This is a genomic window from Antarcticibacterium sp. 1MA-6-2, assembly GCF_021535135.1.
Lineage (GTDB): Bacteria > Bacteroidota > Bacteroidia > Flavobacteriales > Flavobacteriaceae > Gillisia.
Window position 1 is genome coordinate 1,264,482 of sequence record NZ_CP091036.1, and the last position, 15,530, is coordinate 1,280,011.

The following is a 15,530-nucleotide window of genomic DNA, read 5'->3' on the forward strand; positions in this document are numbered from 1 at the left end:
CAACATTAAAGTGTACTTAATTCAAATATTTATATTTGCACAAAACAACCATTAATGAAAAATTTACAGGAACAGATCGAGAAAGCCTGGGAAGACAGAAGTCTCCTCGGCGAATCAAATACTATAGATGCCATTCGCAGGGTAATCCATCTCCTGGATTCAGGAGAATTACGCGTTGCCGAGCCTACTTCAAATGGCTGGCAGGTAAATGAATGGGTGAAAAAAGCAGTGGTTCTTTATTTCCCTATTCAAAAAATGAAAACCCTGGAAGCCGGAATATTCGAGTACCACGATAAGATGCCTCTCAAGACAGGATATGCTGAAAAAGGGATAAGAGTAGTGCCTAATGCAGTGGCAAGATACGGTGCATATATTTCGTCAGGAGTGATATTGATGCCGAGCTATGTCAACATTGGCGCTTATGTAGACGAAGGGACAATGGTAGACACATGGGCGACAGTGGGAAGCTGCGCTCAAATAGGAAAAAATGTTCACCTGAGCGGTGGAGTTGGTATTGGGGGAGTTCTGGAGCCTTTACAGGCTGCACCTGTAATTATTGAAGATAATGCTTTTATAGGCTCAAGATGTATTGTGGTAGAGGGAATAAGAGTAGAAAAAGAAGCCGTTCTTGGAGCTAATGTCGTTCTAACAGCCTCTACTAAGATTATTGATGTTACAGGAGACGAACCAAAGGAATTTAAAGGTTATGTCCCATCAAGATCTGTGGTGATTCCCGGAAGTTATACCAAAAAATTTCCTGCAGGAGAATACCAGGTGCCTTGTGCTTTAATTATTGGAAAAAGAAAAGAGAGCACCAACAAAAAAACATCCTTAAATGATGCACTAAGGGAATATAACGTGGCGGTTTAAAATCCCCCTAACCCCCGAAGATACTATGGTGAATTCCTAATTATATAGAGATTATCTCTTCTTTTTTTTAATTTTGTTTAAAAGAAGGCTTCGGTCAATTCGTTGATTCGAAGTCTATCTAGTGCGGGGCTTTGGGCTCCGCTTTTTTTGGAATTTGGTTTATACTTTTATTTTCTTTTTTTGATTGGGTCCAGTCATAATCCTTTCTATATTCTTCATCTTTTTTCCAGAGGGTATAGGCAAGGATCAATAATTTTCTCATTCCGGCTACTATGCCTTTTCTTTTAATATCTGGATTTCTCTCTTTCACTCTTTCATATAATTTTTTAATAGGCTCATTAGCTTGAACAGCACTCATAGAAGGCATATATAAAGCCTGGCGTATCCTTGTGTTACCTCGTTTTGAGATTCTTGTTTTCCCTTTATATTTTCCAGACTCATTTTGTGTTACATCTAATCCCGCATAGCTTACCAATTGGCTAATGTTATTAAAAAGAGCAAATCCATTTGTTTCACATACTAAAATCACTGCTGTTTCAAACCCTAATCCTGGGGTGGTTTTTATTTTTCTTATTTTCTCTTTTAAAACCACATCCTGATTTACCTTGGCTTTAATATCTTTTTTAATGAGCTTAATGGCTTTTTCAAAGAATTCAATTTGTTCTCTCTTTAATTTTAAAACGACTTCCAGCTTTCTATGAGACTTTTCAAGGGCATGAAGTTGCGATTGGGCTCGTTGCTTTTCTTTTTTAATACTAAGAAGTTCTCTACATAGATCCCTAAGATCTTTATAGCCTGGGGACATTGGTTGCCATTCTTCCAGTTTTCTTTCTATTCCAAAACTAATCATCTTTGAGTCACCCTTGTCTGTTTTTGTTTTGATATTAAGGCTCTTAGCGTAGTTCTTGATTTTATTAGCCAGCACTACAGATACATTCTGGTCATTAGCATATAGAAAATATGCCAGATTCTCATAATAGATCCCTGTGGCCTCCATTACGAACTTGAGAGAATAATTATTCTTTTGCTGTTTTAAAGCCCAAGAATAGAATTCCTGGAATCCTTTTTCTGTATTTTCAAAAGTACGGGTGCCTTTAATCTTAATAACATCATTTTCTGTTCTTAATTTAATACAGGCATGAAAATCATTCATAGAGATATCAATGCCAACCACAAGCTTTTTCATAAAAGGTTTTTTAAATTAAAGGAATTCTTCTTTTTATCTTTCCTCGTAATTATACGGGATACAAGTGATATACAAGTTCCCTAGATACTATTCAGATTTTGAGAAGAAAAGAAACAGGAGCAAAATCTTCGGGTCGATATACATCAAAAGAGTTATCTAGGGGGAGTTGCTAATCCTGTTCCTTCCTTAGTTATAATTAAAATAACCAAGATAATCTCTACTAACAAAATCTTATATTTGAAATAGTAATCAAGATTCAAACATACGAGGGGGAATTATTGCGGGAAAATAATTTTTGATCATGAATAAGAGAAAATCATATTTCAACAAATAAAAGCTCCTCCCCTTTGGGGAGGTTGGGTGGGGCCAATGAAGATACTTGTAATTCAGCAAAAAATGATTGGGGACGTACTTACGTCCTCAATTTTATTTGAAGCTCTGAAAAAAGAGTATCCTAAAGCTGAACTGCATTATCTTATATACAGACATACCCTCGCTGTTGTAGAAAATAATCCTTTTATAGACAAAATTATTCCGTTTGATAAACAAACTGAGAAACCTCTTAGGCTTTATACTTTTCTTAAGGGAATTAAGCGGGAAAAATATGATGTCATCATTGATGTTTATTCGAAAATAGGAACGGCAATCATTTCTTCTTCTTCCGGAGCAAAAATTACTGTTTCCTACGACAAATGGTACACCCGTAAATTTTATACCCATACCGTCTCTCGAAATACCAAAGCGGAAACTGCGGCTTAAGCCCTTGCTATTGAGAATCGATTAAGATTACTTTCTCCAATTGTAGAAAATATTCCAAAGCTCATTAAACCGAAGATTTATCTTACAGAAGCAGAAATTGAGCAGGCAAAGGATACGCTCCGAAATGCAGGAATATCATCAGAAAAACTGCTGCTAATGGTTTCTGTTCTTGGAAGTTCTACTGAAAAAACATATCCTCACAAATACCTGGCAACTCTTCTGAATCAAATAGTTGAGGAAACAGAGGCTCAGCTTCTTTTCAATTATATTCCTAATCAGCTGGAGGATGCGCAACAGATTTTTAGATACTGTAAATCTAAGACACAGGAACACATATTCCTAAATGTTTTTGGTAAGAGCCTCAGGGAATTTATGGGTTTAACTTCACAATGCGATGCATTATTTGGCAACGAAGGCGGTGCTGTAAACATGGCTAAAGCTCTGGATGTTCCTAGCTTTGCTATTTTTTCGCCAGCAGTTAATAAGGAGGACTGGTCTCTTTTTGAAAGTGAAGAGAACGTTGCGGTACATCTAAAAGATTTTCAGCCAGACCTATTTCCTGAGGAATCAAAAAGCACCCTCAAAAAAAGATCGGCTGAACTTTATTTAGAGTTTACACCGGAATTTATTTCAGAGAAACTGTCAACATTTTTGAAGATTCTTCCGAAGGAGAAAAAACCAGAAGGAAAAACCACCTAGTCCCCTTTCCAAAACTTTATCTTTTTCTTCATTCTTTGCTTCCGCTGGAACTTCTCCTGAAATTGTACCGTGTATAACCACATTTTCCCGAATACTTCGGCTTCAGGTTTGTTTATTAATTTGGAATATTCATTGGCCATGACTTCCACCATTTCTTTCTTTGGAGTAAGCCGGGAGAAATTTTTCATCCTCTCCTCAAAATTGAGTTCCTTAAAGTTCATCCTGTTAAGATCTACAAGATAGAATTTATAAGCTCCTCCATTTAATTGTATAAGGGTGTTTCCCGGAGAATGGTCAAGAAACTCCACCCCTTTTTCATGAAGATCATAAGTGAACCTCGTGAAAGCACGCAAAATTTTCTCATTATCAGGAAAGTCCGGCTCCTGCACCAGCTCCCGATAGGTCAGATTATATTCCAGGTGCTCACTAACGTAGTAGCTTCTTTGAAAAGCAACGACAGACTTTTCTTCAGCATAAGCAATGGGTTGAGGAGTCCCTATATTTTTCGAGAGAAGATGTTCTGCATAAGCAAATGAACGTTCAGCTTTAGATTTTCTAAAAAACCTGTAAGCTATCTTATTAACGGCATTGGGTATTTTAAACGATTTAATATTTATTGTTTTCTCTCCAAGTATAAACAGTTTAATACTGTTACGTTGTCCATCATTTAGCAGCATTCCCTGCTCAGAAAATTCGTGCACAAAGAATTTAATTCTCTTTCTGTCTGCCGCTGCCTTAAAAAAAGGGGAAAATGTCCATTCCATAAGGCAAATTTAACATAATAGCGTATAATTGCAGCTAAATAACCTTTGAATATAAAAGCCTTAATTTAATTCTATGAAAGTTCTACATATTTCAACTACTATAGAATGGAGGGGCGGCGACAAACAGTTGCTTACCACTTATGAAGTTTTAAAAAATTTTAAGGATATTCAACATGTCGTTCTTTGTCCAAAACATTCCGTTCTTTCCGAAAAATGTAAAAGTATAGGGATAGAGTATTTTACCGCCTCCAGGAAATCAAAATTTTCTTTATCATTTTTAAAAGAAATTATAAAAATAACACGCCAGGAAGAAATTGATGTAATTCACGTGCACGATTCTATTGCACTTAGCCTTTCATCCCTGGCAATAAAATTTTTACCGGATGTTAGCCTTATATACTCCCGAAAACGGAATAACCGAATAAAGAATAATTACTTTAAAAGAGTTAAATACAATAACTCCCGCATTTCAAATATCTTATGTGTTTCACAAGCCGTTAAAGATGTCCTTGTGCTTAGGTTCTTAATGATCCTGAAAAAGCAAAAGTCATTTATGATGGAATTGATGTAGAGAATCTTTCCCGTAACAAACCCCAGGGCATCCTGAGAAGTGAATATCATATTGACCCAAACACCATCTTAATTGGAAATGTAGCCAAGTCTCACAAAACAAAAAGACCTTTTTACATTTTTGGATGCGGCCAAAATAATCCTGAGTAACAGTGACAAAAACATTAAATTTTTAATAATCGGTGAGGGTCCCATGGAGAATGAAATAAAGGATTATTGTAAAAATTTAGATCTGACAAAAGATGTGATATTCACTAGGTTTTAGGAATGACGTGCATAAAGTACTTCCGGAATTTGATCTTTTTCTTATTTCTTCGGACACTGAAGGATTACCACTATCTGTCCTGGAAGCATTTGCCTGTAAAATACCAGTGGTCGCCACAGCGGCAGGTGGAACAGGAGAAGCAGTAAAGAACAGGGAAACAGGAATGCTGTCTCCGGTTAAAGATGCGGCCAAACTTGCTGAAAATGCCCTTGAGGTAATTAACGATCCATCCCTTAAAGAACTTCTTATAGAAAGCGCTTATCATATGGTTTCCACATATTTTACACTGGACGTAATGCAGCGGGAGTATTATTCCTTTTATAAAAACCTTAAAGAAATACGCGAGCAAAAAATCTAAATACCAAATACTTCTTTTGACCAGGCTTTCCTTCTGTATTTCTCTTTAATCTTTTCCGGCACCTCTTTATATTGCTTTTTTAAGAAGGATTCCGGAATTTGTAAATTTTCTTTGTCAAGCACCAGGATATTATCTGAATCGTAGAAATCATATGTTTTTATGTCCTGATTGGTGGTTATAAGTTTCTTGTCATAACCCAGGGCTTCAAAAACCCGGAAAGACAATCCCATTTGATTTTCTTTTTGAATGTCAAGTAAAACTTCAGCTTCTTCAATTAATTTCTTAACCTCAGTTAAAGGAATATATTCTTTTACTATTTCAATATCCGGGACCTTTATCAGCTTCTCTTTTCTCACAATGAATTTAAATGGATAATTCATTTGTTTTAACTGATTTGCCAAAGTAACTAAAACGGGAAACCGCCTGTCATACGATGAAATATTAAAAACACCGCCAGAAACCTCTTTGGAACCTGAACTATCATAGGGAATATAATTTGTGATAAATTTCAAATTATATTTTTGTGCATCCTCTTTGTCATAACTATATACTTCATCGAAGAGAGGTATAAGTTTTATTTTTTGGGGGAAATTACTTACGCTGTCAAAATAGTAGGAAATTAATTTAGACGAATACTTCCTTAGAGTACCAAGAAGAGATCTTTCAAGCTTATCTGGTCTAATAACCATGATAATATCCTGAGGAGGCTGCTCATTTAAAATTTTGACAATTTCCCTGGATTGAAACTGGATCTTTAAATTTTTACTTTTAATTACCTTAAGATAAACATTATATACCCTCTCAAAAACTGACTGATACTTAAACCTGAATTCACCTGTATTAATTAGCGTCACTTCAACTGAAGGCTTTGCGGCCAACTCTGCCACCAATGCTTCTATATATCCAAAGGTAAAGGGTGCTATTATAGTTATTTTCAAATCACGTATTTTAAAGCTTTTCAATTCTCTTAGAAAAACATGTTAACTGGAACTTTAAGAAAGAACCAAATTAAGAAGATAAATAGGATTGAGAATTACCTAAACTTGTTTTAATTGTATTTAGGAACAGTTTTATATTCTATTTAAGCTCTAAGATATTTATCAATTCCATCGTTACACCAGGTTCTTTTCTCACGCTCAGTCGCTTTCTGTATTTTATCATTTTTATCCAGATTATTCCTTGAATTCTCCGGGTGAAAAATATGATATACTATGCCTCCATAGCGTAACCTTTTACCGTAAATTCCCTTATTTACCATTCGCCAGACAAATTCAGTATCTTCTCTACCCCAACCTTCCATAGCTTCATCATAACCGTTTACCCCAATAAAATCTTTTCTCCAGTAAGCCAGATTACAGCCACGGGTTTTAGTGGAAAATGTAGGTTTGGGTGTGTAAATCTTTTGCAGGATCGGGATGTGAAAATTACGTGTGCGGTTTTTTATTGAAGGTGACAAGACGGAAAAATGGGTATGTTTATTTTTATAAATACCAGGTACGGCAGAAGGTTTTATATTGACACGGGAACCAAAAACATAAGATCCTTCCTGAGCAGTATTACGATGATCCTGAACAAAAAAAGGATGTACAATACAATCTCCGTCTATTTGAATAATATAATCAACATTAGTTTGAGCTATAGCTTTATTTAAGATCTCTGATTTTCTAAATCCTTTATCCTCCTGCCAAAAATGTTTAATAGGTATTGAAAGAGAATTCTGAAATTGTTCAATTATATTTTGCGTTTCCTTTCCAGATCCATCATCTGCAATGAGAATTTCATCGGGCAACTGAACCTGCCTTTTCACACTTTTTAGCACAACTTCTAAAGCTTCCGGCCAGTTATAGGTGGATATTAGTAAGGCTGTTCTCATGTATTATCTTTATAGGAGTAGCAAAAATATAATTTTAATAATTAACCTCTTCTTTTATAATCATTCAGTCACCGCTTCACTTCAATCAATTCGGAATATTAATGTAATTTTAAACCTTTATTTTACTAGTCAGTTAGCCATAAGAACTCACCTATTCAAAAGATATGAATATTCTCCATTTTTCAGCAGTAAAAAGTTGGGGCGGTGGTGGAAATTATATTGAAAATCTTGTCTATGAACTTTCAAAATCAAATCCGGAGGTTAAGAGTTTAATCGTAGTTGCAAGGGATGGGCAGTTTCACGATCGCCTGAAGAATAGTCAATTTTTGTATTCTACAGTTCCGCTTGCTATTAATGTAGATCCAAGAGCCGTATTTAAACTTATCTCCCTTTGTAAAAAACATAGAATTGATTTGGTCCATCTGCATGGAGCGACTTCGTTAACTCTGGCTGTTATTGCAACAAAAATGGCTGAATTACCTCCCTTCATCTTCAGTAAAAAAACATCTTTTCCTATCAAAAACAGGAAGCGAACTCTTTTCAAATACAACCACCCCCAAATAAAGAAGATAATTTGTGTTTCCGAAGAAGTCCGCAGAATAACAGAATCTGCAATTGTTGATAAGGAGAAGTTAGTGACCATCTATGATGGCACCAGAACAGATGAAAAGCCGATTTCTCAGTCTTATGAACTTCGGAAAATGTTGAACCTTTCAGCAGAAACAAAGATAATTGGACATATAGGAAACCATATTAAAGCAAAAGATCTTGAAACCTGGATTGCTGCGATTAACGAATTGGTGAATATCAGAAAGAACCAAAATCTATTCTTCGTCCAAATAGGTACTTTTTCGAAGTTGACTCCGGCCATTCAACAGAAGGTAGAAGAATATAATCTGGAGGAATCTATAAAGATTTTGGGTTACTTACCCGATGCTTCTGCCTTTATGCCAGAATTTGAAATACTGATGCTCAGTTCAAAAAGCGAAGGTCTTCCGCAGGTAATCTTTGAAGCAGCTAAATATAAAGTGCTTATGGTAAGTACAAACGTAGGTGGAATTCCGGAATTTATAGATCATAAAGTCAACGGACTCCTTTCCGGAAAGGAAGATGCTGTGGGATTAGCTGAAAATGTTGAAGTACTTTTGGCAAATCCTGAATTAGGTAAGACCTTTGCAGAAAGGAGCCATAAAAAATTATTTCCGGAATTTTCGACAGAATATATGGCTCAAAAGACTTTACAGGAATACCGCAAAGTCTTAAAGAGCAGGCACTGATGAAAAGAATTTTCCCCTTTGTAAAAAATCTACTTACCTCCCCTGCCCGCTCGTTGAAAAAAAGAGAGGTTAGAGACGGGATAATAAATACTCCTCAAAAAAACAGGAGCATTGCCAATATTTACAGGATAGATACAGATAATGTGGGAGACTATTACAGTTCTCCAAAGAATTACTTTAAAGAACTCGGAGATATTGAAGTAGACATTTTTGACTTTAAAAAAAGGTATTCTAATAATATTAAGGAAGTAATTTCAAACAACTCCCTCGTAATCGGGGGAGGCGGGCTCCTGAACAGAAGCAGCTTTGAACTGCAAATGAAGACATTTGAACAGCTAAAATTAAAAGGTAAAAAGACAGTTTTATGGGGGGTAGGACACAATTCCAAACACAAAAAAGACTTTTCAAAATTACAGGAGTATAATATCGACCCAAATAATTTTGGTCTTGCAGGTATACGGGATTACAGCCTCAGCAAAAACTGGGTGCCCTGCGTTAGCTGCCTTAATCCTGTTTTTGATAAAAAATACGACACTACACAGGAAATTGGAGTAGTACTACATAAAAGCACCCTGAAAAACTCTCGTATCCCACTTATTTTTCAGGACTTTCCTGCTATATCTAATACAGAAAACCTGGAGGATTTTGTCAACTTTATTGGTAGCAGTGAAACTATCATTACTGATAGTTACCACGCTATGTACTGGGGTGTTTTGCTTAATAGAAAGGTGGTGGTTGTACCAAATTCTTCTAAATTTTTCGATTTTAAATATCCACCTGTTATTTCCACATATAAGTCTTCTATAAAAGATACGCGAAATGCTCAGAGTTACACCGGGGCCCTGGATGATTGCAGAGAGCGAAACAAAAAATTTTCAGAACAGGTTTTTAACTATTTAAATTTATAATTAATGAAGGAAGAGATTGAAAATACCCTGGAGGTTCTTAAAAAAGGAGGTATTATATTATATCCCACAGATACTGTTTGGGGAATTGGATGCGACGCTACTAATCCTACTGCCGTGGAGAAAGTTTATAAGCTTAAAAAGCGCAGCGAAACTAAAGCCATGATTTGCCTTGTTAACAGTGTAAAGATGCTGGAGCAGTATGTAGACCAGGTTCCTGAACCTGCATATGACATTATAGACTTTTCTGACAAACCTACTACCATAATCTATGATAATCCATTACGCGTAGCCAATAATTTAGTGGCGGCAGATAACACCCTCGCAATACGAGTAGTGAAAGAGGAATTTTGTGAAAAACTGATCTATAAATTCAGGAGGCCACTAGTTTCTACTTCGGCAAATATAAGCGGAGAACCTTCCCCCGAATCTTTTTCCCAAATAGCCCCTGAAATTTTAAAAGGTGTGGACTATGTAGTAAATTTGCAGCGTTCAAAAACATCAAATAAACCTTCGGCCATTATCAGGATTGGAAATGACCTAAGTGTGAAAGTGATCCGAAAATAAGACATGCCCAAAATCAACAATTACACGCAGGCGCTGCAACAAAATATTTTTAAAGTTATTTCTAAAGCTGCAGAGGAAACCCTTGAAAGCTATGTAATTGGAGGTTTTGTAAGAGATCATCTTCTTAAAAGAGGAGAACCTAAAGATATTGATATTGTTGCTGTTGGCAGTGGAATTGAACTGGCAAAAAAAGTCTCAAAACTTTTACCTAAAAAACCTAAAGTTCAGGTATTTAAAAATTTTGGTACTGCAATGCTTAAAGCAGATCATCTTGAAGTAGAATTTGTAGGTGCCAGGAAAGAGAGCTACAATCATGACAGCAGGAAACCTAGGTTGTGGAGAACGGAAGTCTGGAGGATGACCAAAACAGGCGTGACTTTACCATTAACGCTCTCGCTCTAAGTTTAAATCCTGAAGATTTTGGAACTCTTGTCGATCCTTTCAACGGAATTAAAGATCTAAAGAACAAGATCATCCGGACACCATTGGATCCTGATATCACTTATTCTGATGATCCTTTGAGAATGCTTCGGGCAATTCGGTTTGCTACTCAACTTGGTTTCAAAATAGAAAAAGATTCTCTGGAAGCTATTTCACGCAATAAGGAGCGAATTCAGATAATTTCGAGGGAGAGGATTGTAGACGAGCTGCATAAAATTCTTCTTGCTGAAAAACCCTCAGTAGGATTCGCACTTTTACACGAAACCGGGTTATTACCCCTCATACTGCCACAGCTTACCGACCTTGAAGGTATAGAGGAAATTGAAGGCCAGCGTCATAAAGATAACTTCTGGCACACACTTGAAGTTGTTGACAATATTTCAGAAAACACGAACGATCTTTGGCTTAGATGGGCTGCTCTTTTGCACGACATTGGTAAAGCGCCCACTAAGAAATTCGATAAAAAGATTGGCTGGACATTCCACGGCCACGAGTTTGTGGGAGCGAAAATGGTTTATAAACTTTTCAAGCAAATGCGTCTTCCTTTAAACGAGAAGATGAAATATGTACAAAAAATGGTTCTAATGAGCAGTAGGCCCATTGTAATTGCTGATGAAAGTGTAACCGATTCTGCTGTACGAAGATTGGTTTTTGATGCCGGAGACGATATTGAAGATCTTATGACACTCTGTGAAGCTGATATCACAACTAAAAATCCAAAGCGATTTAAAAAATACCACAACAACTTTAAGAAGGTCCGGAAAAAGATCAAGGAAGTTGAAGAAAAAGATCATATCCGCAATTTCCAGCCCCCGGTAAGCGGGGAAGAGATTATGGAAACTTTTGATCTAAAACCTTCCCGGGAAATTGGATTAATTAAAGATGCCATTAAAGAGGCAATTTTGGAGGGAGAAATCCCGAACGAATATCACGCAGCCAGGAAATATATGCTAAAAAAAGGAGAGTCGTTGGGATTAACTCCTGTGGAAAATAATGATACTGCCCAATAAATTTTACCGTTTTAATGATGAAAGATAATAAAAAGGTTGTCTACTGGCTTTTTACAGGTTGTTTTCTAATTTTTATAATGGTCATTGTAGGCGGTATTACCCGGCTCACACAATCGGGACTCTCCATTTCAGAATATAAACTCATTAGCGGTACGATTCCTCCTTTAAATGAACAGGAATGGGTGGAAGCTTTTGAATTGTACAAACAATATCCCGAATATCAAAAACTTCATTATCATTTTGAACTTGAAGATTTTAAGCAAATTTATTTTTGGGAATGGCTGCATAGGGTTATAGGGAGGTTAATAGGGATCGTTTTTATTATTCCGTTTATTTATTTCCTTCTTACAAAACAGCTTGCTAAATCCACGATCAGGAAATCACTGATCCTTCTTACCCTGGGAGCTTTTCAGGGATTCTTAGGCTGGTATATGGTGAAAAGTGGCCTGGTAGATATGCCCGCAGTAAGCCACTACAGGCTGGCAGCTCACTTGACTACTGCATTTCTAACTTTTGCATACACCTATTGGGTAGCTCTGGATCTAATTTATCCTGAAAGGAAAGTAATAGAAAAGAGTTTTAGAAATCTTGTAAGAATAGGAATGGTAATCCTGCTGCTTCAGATTATCTGGGGAGCATTTGTTGCTATAGTCTCGATGCTTACTGGATCCACAATACCTGGCCTACGATGAACGATGGGAAATTTATTCATGAAACTGTTTATATTGAACAAAATCCAGTCTGGAGGAATTTTGTAGAAGGAAAAAGCGGAGTTCAGTTTGTTCACAGGTATTTGGCATATTTTGTAGTTGGAATAATTGGTTTGATCTGGTACAGGTCCCGCGAACTAGTTCTTACATCTCTGCAACAAAAAGCTGTAAATTCCCTGTTGATTCTGGTCTTTGTACAATTCCTGCTTGGGGTCCTTACATTAGTATACGCCGTTCCCGTATGGTTAGGGGTTGCTCACCAGGTAGGCGCATTTTTCCTGCTTACAGGAATGACTTTTACTTTACACAGATTCACCAGATAATATAGATTTCTAATCTAAAGCTGTATCTTTGCAGTCCTAAATTTTTACTATGGTTTATAGATTCCGTATTATTCTTGATGCTGAGGAAGACGTTTTTCGCGACATAGAACTCCTGCAGGAAAGTACCCTTGAAGATTTTCATAATTCAATTGTAAATGCCTTTGGATTTGATGGTAATGAAATGGCGTCATTTTATATAAGCGATGATACCTGGAACCAGGGCGAGGAGATATCTCAGTTTGATATTAGCGATGGAGAAGACTCTGTAAGGCTAATGAATGAAACCACCCTGGACAGTGTAGTTTCTGAAGACCAGACTAAGCTCATCTATGTCTATGACTTTCTAAATATGTGGACTTTCCTTATTGAGTTAGGTGAAATAGCCGAAATAGAAGAAGGAAGAGACTATCCTAATCTAATGTTTGTTCACGGCCAGATCCCTATGGAAGCACCGGATAAAGAATTTATTGCCGACAAGGATGAATTTGCCGATGATATAGATTCTGACTTTGATCTCGAAGATTACGACGACCTTCCGTTCGATGAAAACTGGAATTGATCGCAGCACCCCTTGTCGCTACAGGATAGTTAATAAGTTGTAATTACTAACAGACACCCGCAGCACTATTTTCTCAGGATTTTACTATAATTGCCCCTGCCATTGTGCAGCTGTATTCTGTGCCTAAAAAATTCTGATTAGTTAATACTTTTTCTCAATACTAAATACTCACTACTCAATACTCATCACCACAGTATGATCAATTTATATAACGCCCAGATTGAATCCCTTTCAATTCACAGGGTAGGAAATAAAAGCCGCAACGAAAACATATTTTTGTCTGCTGAACCATTTCAGCTTAATGATGAGATTATGCCGCTTATCAAAGAATATTTTCTGAAGCCTTTCCGGGAAAAAGAAGAAAATTATTATCAGTTCTTCAACGAAACTGATCTTGAATTTAACGAGCTGTACAACCTCGCAAATCAAATTTTTGATTCTCCTGAAAATGTTCATGAGGTTTCTAAAAAGATAAATACGCTTCTCTTTGAGCAATCTGCTCATCCGCACATCAAGAGTGGTGAGGTGTATATAGTTTATTTTGAAAATATGTTGCTGGACAACGAGAAAGTATCGGCCATTGGTATTTTTAAATCTGAATTAAAACACGATTTCCTTCAGTTTCAGGAAAAAGGAAGTATTTTGGAGATGATCATTCAGCAAGGGATTAATCTGAATAAGCTTGACAAAGGTGCTATTATCTTCAATAAGAACAGAGCTGAAGGTTATAAAATCCTTTCCGTAGACTCCAACAAATACGATACTAAGTACTGGCTGGAAAACTTTTTGGGAGTAGATGTACTGGCTGACGATAACTTCTACACCAAGAAATATCTCAAGTTTTGTCAAAATTTCGCAAAAGATGTAGTTCTACCTGCGGAAGACAAAAAAGAAGAGGTCATGTTCATGAACCGAAGTGTGGACTACTTTGCAAAAAACGATTCTTTTGAGGAAACAAACTTTTTAAATTCGGTTTTAGACAATCCCGATCTTATTCCGGAGTTTAAAAATTACAAAACCGAAAAAGCACCAAAATATAAAATAGAAGACCTAACAGAATTTCCTATTGCAAATACCGCTGTAACTGCTGCGAGAAAATCTATAAAAAATGTTATTAATCTGGACACAAATATCCAGATAAAGCTGGATTTTATCAATCCTGAATCTGCTCAAAAATTTGTGGAAAAAGGATGGGATGAAGAAAAGCAGATGTATTACTACCTGGTTTACTTTAACAAAGAGGAAAAAAGTTAGTCTAGCCTTTCTTCGTATTTACATCTTCATAATTCCTCTTTACAAATTCAAGAGCCGTACGAAGGATTTGCCCCATCGTTCTGGCTCTTTTAAATTTCATGTCTGTAGTGAATTGATAAAGATCTTTTCGCAGTTGCCGCACATTCTCCTCGGTTGAGACGTGATCGTTGATCATACACCTGATTAATTCTTTAAACCGGGTACTGGCATTGATCATCCTTTTTGCCAAAAGAGATCGTTCCTCTTTTCGATATTGTTCAATAGAATTCTCCTGAAGCCTGTCCGTCACCAATTGCACCATCTTAAAATTCTCTTTGAAGAACTGGGGCTAAGTATACCTTCAAATTGCCTTCATAACACTGCTGGTCAAAATCTATTGCACGAATGGTATAATCTACATGATCAAAATCATGGGTAGGAATTACTACGTAATTATAAGAACGCATATCGCCTAAAAGACGCACCATACAGCGTTCATTAAATTTTACAAATTGTTTGGCAATTTGGGTTTTAGCCCTGTCATCACAAAGCGGAAGTTCATTTTCTATAAATACATCTCCGGGAATTCCCGCGATATGTTCCTCGATTAGCGTATCCTTATAAACCAAAAAATTGATTCGGTGAGGAGAAAGTATATGTTCCACCTCCAGACCGTAAATTCTGGAAGCATCAGCCGTTTTCACGTAAAAGTAAGTAAAACTGTCATTGAGTATATTCCTGACTTTTATACGGAAGGGTTTCGAGTTTCCGAAGGTGCAGTAATCTATAGCATCAATATTCAGGTAATCTAGGGCATCATCACTCCCGTCTGAATGTAGAATGGTATAAACGTGTTTTAAGGACTCGTCTATTTCTACTCTTTCAGAATCAGAATAATAGCAGCGCACCCATAATGTATCTTCATCATGCTTTACTATAAACTACTATTGAACCTGAAAACCTAAGAAGATCTTCGTAAAAAACCGGGATTTTAGTGTTGCGATTATATTTTGCCAGGTATGTGTTAAATCTTTCATTAATGGGAAAAGAAGGCTTTTTCCTGGACATTAATCTTTCTTGCATAGACGGGTTTTTGCAAAAATAGAGATTCTCAATCAGTTCTCTTGTAACAAAACGTTAAGTTAGTCGTCACATAAGAAA

The 15,530-nt window shown here is 36.5% G+C and carries 15 protein-coding genes and 3 pseudogenes; 13 read left to right on the plus strand and 5 right to left on the minus strand.

Features of this window, described 5'->3' with window-relative positions; translation table 11 throughout:
• The first annotated feature begins 54 nt into the window (after nucleotides 1-54).
• Complete coding sequence (locus LZ575_RS06355) at nucleotides 55-870, plus strand: 2,3,4,5-tetrahydropyridine-2,6-dicarboxylate N-succinyltransferase (RefSeq protein ID WP_235329914.1); 816 nt, start codon at nucleotides 55-57, stop codon at nucleotides 868-870.
• A gap of 118 nt (nucleotides 871-988) precedes the next feature.
• On the opposite strand, the gene LZ575_RS06360 is transcribed toward LZ575_RS06355, so the two are convergent.
• Nucleotides 989-2,056: an IS110 family transposase gene (locus tag LZ575_RS06360; RefSeq protein ID WP_235329915.1), complete on the minus strand. Its 1,068-nt coding sequence runs from the start codon at nucleotides 2,054-2,056 to the stop codon at nucleotides 989-991.
• A 396-nt stretch (nucleotides 2,057-2,452) separates the two neighbouring features.
• Between LZ575_RS06360 and LZ575_RS23375 the strand changes: the two genes are divergently transcribed.
• Nucleotides 2,453-2,815 (plus strand): glycosyltransferase family 9 protein, encoded by a 363-nt coding sequence (locus tag LZ575_RS23375; RefSeq protein WP_311196005.1) that lies wholly within the window; start codon nucleotides 2,453-2,455, stop codon nucleotides 2,813-2,815.
• 63 nt (nucleotides 2,816-2,878) lie between these two features.
• Nucleotides 2,879-3,514 carry a glycosyltransferase family 9 protein gene (locus tag LZ575_RS23380; protein ID WP_311196093.1) on the plus strand — a complete coding sequence of 212 codons (636 nt, stop codon included), beginning with the start codon at nucleotides 2,879-2,881 and terminating at the stop codon, nucleotides 3,512-3,514.
• Here the strand turns inward: LZ575_RS23380 and LZ575_RS06370 are convergent.
• Nucleotides 3,511-4,278 carry a lipopolysaccharide kinase InaA family protein gene (locus LZ575_RS06370; protein WP_235329917.1) on the minus strand — a complete coding sequence of 256 codons (768 nt, stop codon included), beginning with the start codon at nucleotides 4,276-4,278 and terminating at the stop codon, nucleotides 3,511-3,513. The two genes, LZ575_RS23380 and LZ575_RS06370, sit on opposite strands and share 4 nt — an antisense overlap.
• Before the next feature lie 73 nt (nucleotides 4,279-4,351).
• Between LZ575_RS06370 and LZ575_RS06375 the strand changes: the two genes are divergently transcribed.
• From LZ575_RS06375 to LZ575_RS06380, 3 genes are all read left to right on the plus strand, one after another.
• Entirely contained in the window at nucleotides 4,352-4,849 is a 498-nt protein-coding gene (locus LZ575_RS06375; protein WP_235329919.1) for a glycosyltransferase, read from the plus strand.
• A 120-nt stretch (nucleotides 4,850-4,969) separates the two neighbouring features.
• Nucleotides 4,970-5,113 (plus strand): glycosyltransferase, encoded by a 144-nt coding sequence (locus tag LZ575_RS24225; RefSeq protein WP_409187191.1) that lies wholly within the window; start codon nucleotides 4,970-4,972, stop codon nucleotides 5,111-5,113.
• Nucleotides 5,114-5,120: 7 nt separating this feature from the next.
• On the plus strand, nucleotides 5,121-5,471 hold the full coding sequence (locus LZ575_RS06380; RefSeq protein WP_255702833.1) for a glycosyltransferase family 4 protein: 351 nt from the start codon (nucleotides 5,121-5,123) through the stop codon (nucleotides 5,469-5,471).
• On the opposite strand, the gene LZ575_RS06385 is transcribed toward LZ575_RS06380, so the two are convergent.
• Together LZ575_RS06385 and LZ575_RS06390 are read right to left on the minus strand one after the other, a co-directional pair.
• Complete coding sequence (locus tag LZ575_RS06385) at nucleotides 5,468-6,409, minus strand: hypothetical protein (RefSeq protein WP_235329920.1); 942 nt, start codon at nucleotides 6,407-6,409, stop codon at nucleotides 5,468-5,470. The genes LZ575_RS06380 and LZ575_RS06385 overlap by 4 nt on opposite strands.
• A gap of 143 nt (nucleotides 6,410-6,552) precedes the next feature.
• Entirely contained in the window at nucleotides 6,553-7,344 is a 792-nt protein-coding gene (locus tag LZ575_RS06390) for a glycosyltransferase family 2 protein (protein ID WP_235329921.1), read from the minus strand.
• A gap of 164 nt (nucleotides 7,345-7,508) precedes the next feature.
• Here LZ575_RS06390 and LZ575_RS06395 point away from each other — a divergent pair, with 164 nt between their 5' ends.
• The 7 genes and pseudogenes from LZ575_RS06395 (at nucleotide 7,509) to LZ575_RS06425 (ending at nucleotide 14,390) form a co-directional block, all read left to right on the plus strand.
• Nucleotides 7,509-8,621, plus strand: coding sequence for a glycosyltransferase family 4 protein (locus tag LZ575_RS06395; RefSeq protein WP_235329923.1), 1,113 nt, complete (start codon nucleotides 7,509-7,511; stop codon nucleotides 8,619-8,621).
• Entirely contained in the window at nucleotides 8,621-9,529 is a 909-nt protein-coding gene (locus LZ575_RS06400) for a polysaccharide pyruvyl transferase family protein (RefSeq protein ID WP_235329925.1), read from the plus strand. Before LZ575_RS06395 ends, LZ575_RS06400 begins: the two co-directional genes overlap by 1 nt.
• A 3-nt stretch (nucleotides 9,530-9,532) precedes the next feature.
• Nucleotides 9,533-10,093: an L-threonylcarbamoyladenylate synthase gene (locus LZ575_RS06405; protein ID WP_235329926.1), complete on the plus strand. Its 561-nt coding sequence runs from the start codon at nucleotides 9,533-9,535 to the stop codon at nucleotides 10,091-10,093.
• Nucleotides 10,094-10,096: 3 nt separating this feature from the next.
• Nucleotides 10,097-11,544: pseudogene (locus LZ575_RS06410) on the plus strand (CCA tRNA nucleotidyltransferase).
• A 14-nt stretch (nucleotides 11,545-11,558) separates the two neighbouring features.
• A pseudogene (locus LZ575_RS06415) lies at nucleotides 11,559-12,577 on the plus strand (COX15/CtaA family protein).
• A gap of 49 nt (nucleotides 12,578-12,626) precedes the next feature.
• Entirely contained in the window at nucleotides 12,627-13,136 is a 510-nt protein-coding gene (locus tag LZ575_RS06420) for a plasmid pRiA4b ORF-3 family protein (protein ID WP_235329928.1), read from the plus strand.
• 195 nt (nucleotides 13,137-13,331) lie between these two features.
• Nucleotides 13,332-14,390, plus strand: a complete 1,059-nt coding sequence (locus tag LZ575_RS06425) for a nucleoid-associated protein (protein ID WP_235329929.1) — start codon at nucleotides 13,332-13,334, stop codon at nucleotides 14,388-14,390.
• A 1-nt stretch (nucleotide 14,391) separates the two neighbouring features.
• On the opposite strand, the pseudogene LZ575_RS06430 reads toward LZ575_RS06425, so the two are convergent.
• A pseudogene (locus LZ575_RS06430) lies at nucleotides 14,392-15,452 on the minus strand (hypothetical protein).
• Between the last annotated feature and the right edge of the window lie 78 nt (nucleotides 15,453-15,530).

Coding starts and splice junctions, on each gene's coding strand:
- LZ575_RS06370 (WP_235329917.1), bottom strand. CDS start 4,278: ATGGAATGGACATTTTCCCCTTTTTTTAAGGCAGCGGCAGACAGAAAG.
- LZ575_RS23375 (WP_311196005.1), top strand. CDS start 2,453: ATGATTGGGGACGTACTTACGTCCTCAATTTTATTTGAAGCTCTGAAA.
- LZ575_RS06420 (WP_235329928.1), top strand. CDS start 12,627: ATGGTTTATAGATTCCGTATTATTCTTGATGCTGAGGAAGACGTTTTT.
- LZ575_RS06395 (WP_235329923.1), top strand. CDS start 7,509: ATGAATATTCTCCATTTTTCAGCAGTAAAAAGTTGGGGCGGTGGTGGA.
- LZ575_RS06375 (WP_235329919.1), top strand. CDS start 4,352: ATGAAAGTTCTACATATTTCAACTACTATAGAATGGAGGGGCGGCGAC.
- LZ575_RS06425 (WP_235329929.1), top strand. CDS start 13,332: ATGATCAATTTATATAACGCCCAGATTGAATCCCTTTCAATTCACAGG.
- LZ575_RS06390 (WP_235329921.1), bottom strand. CDS start 7,344: ATGAGAACAGCCTTACTAATATCCACCTATAACTGGCCGGAAGCTTTA.
- LZ575_RS06355 (WP_235329914.1), top strand. CDS start 55: ATGAAAAATTTACAGGAACAGATCGAGAAAGCCTGGGAAGACAGAAGT.
- LZ575_RS06400 (WP_235329925.1), top strand. CDS start 8,621: ATGAAAAGAATTTTCCCCTTTGTAAAAAATCTACTTACCTCCCCTGCC.
- LZ575_RS06360 (WP_235329915.1), bottom strand. CDS start 2,056: ATGAAAAAGCTTGTGGTTGGCATTGATATCTCTATGAATGATTTTCAT.
- LZ575_RS06405 (WP_235329926.1), top strand. CDS start 9,533: ATGAAGGAAGAGATTGAAAATACCCTGGAGGTTCTTAAAAAAGGAGGT.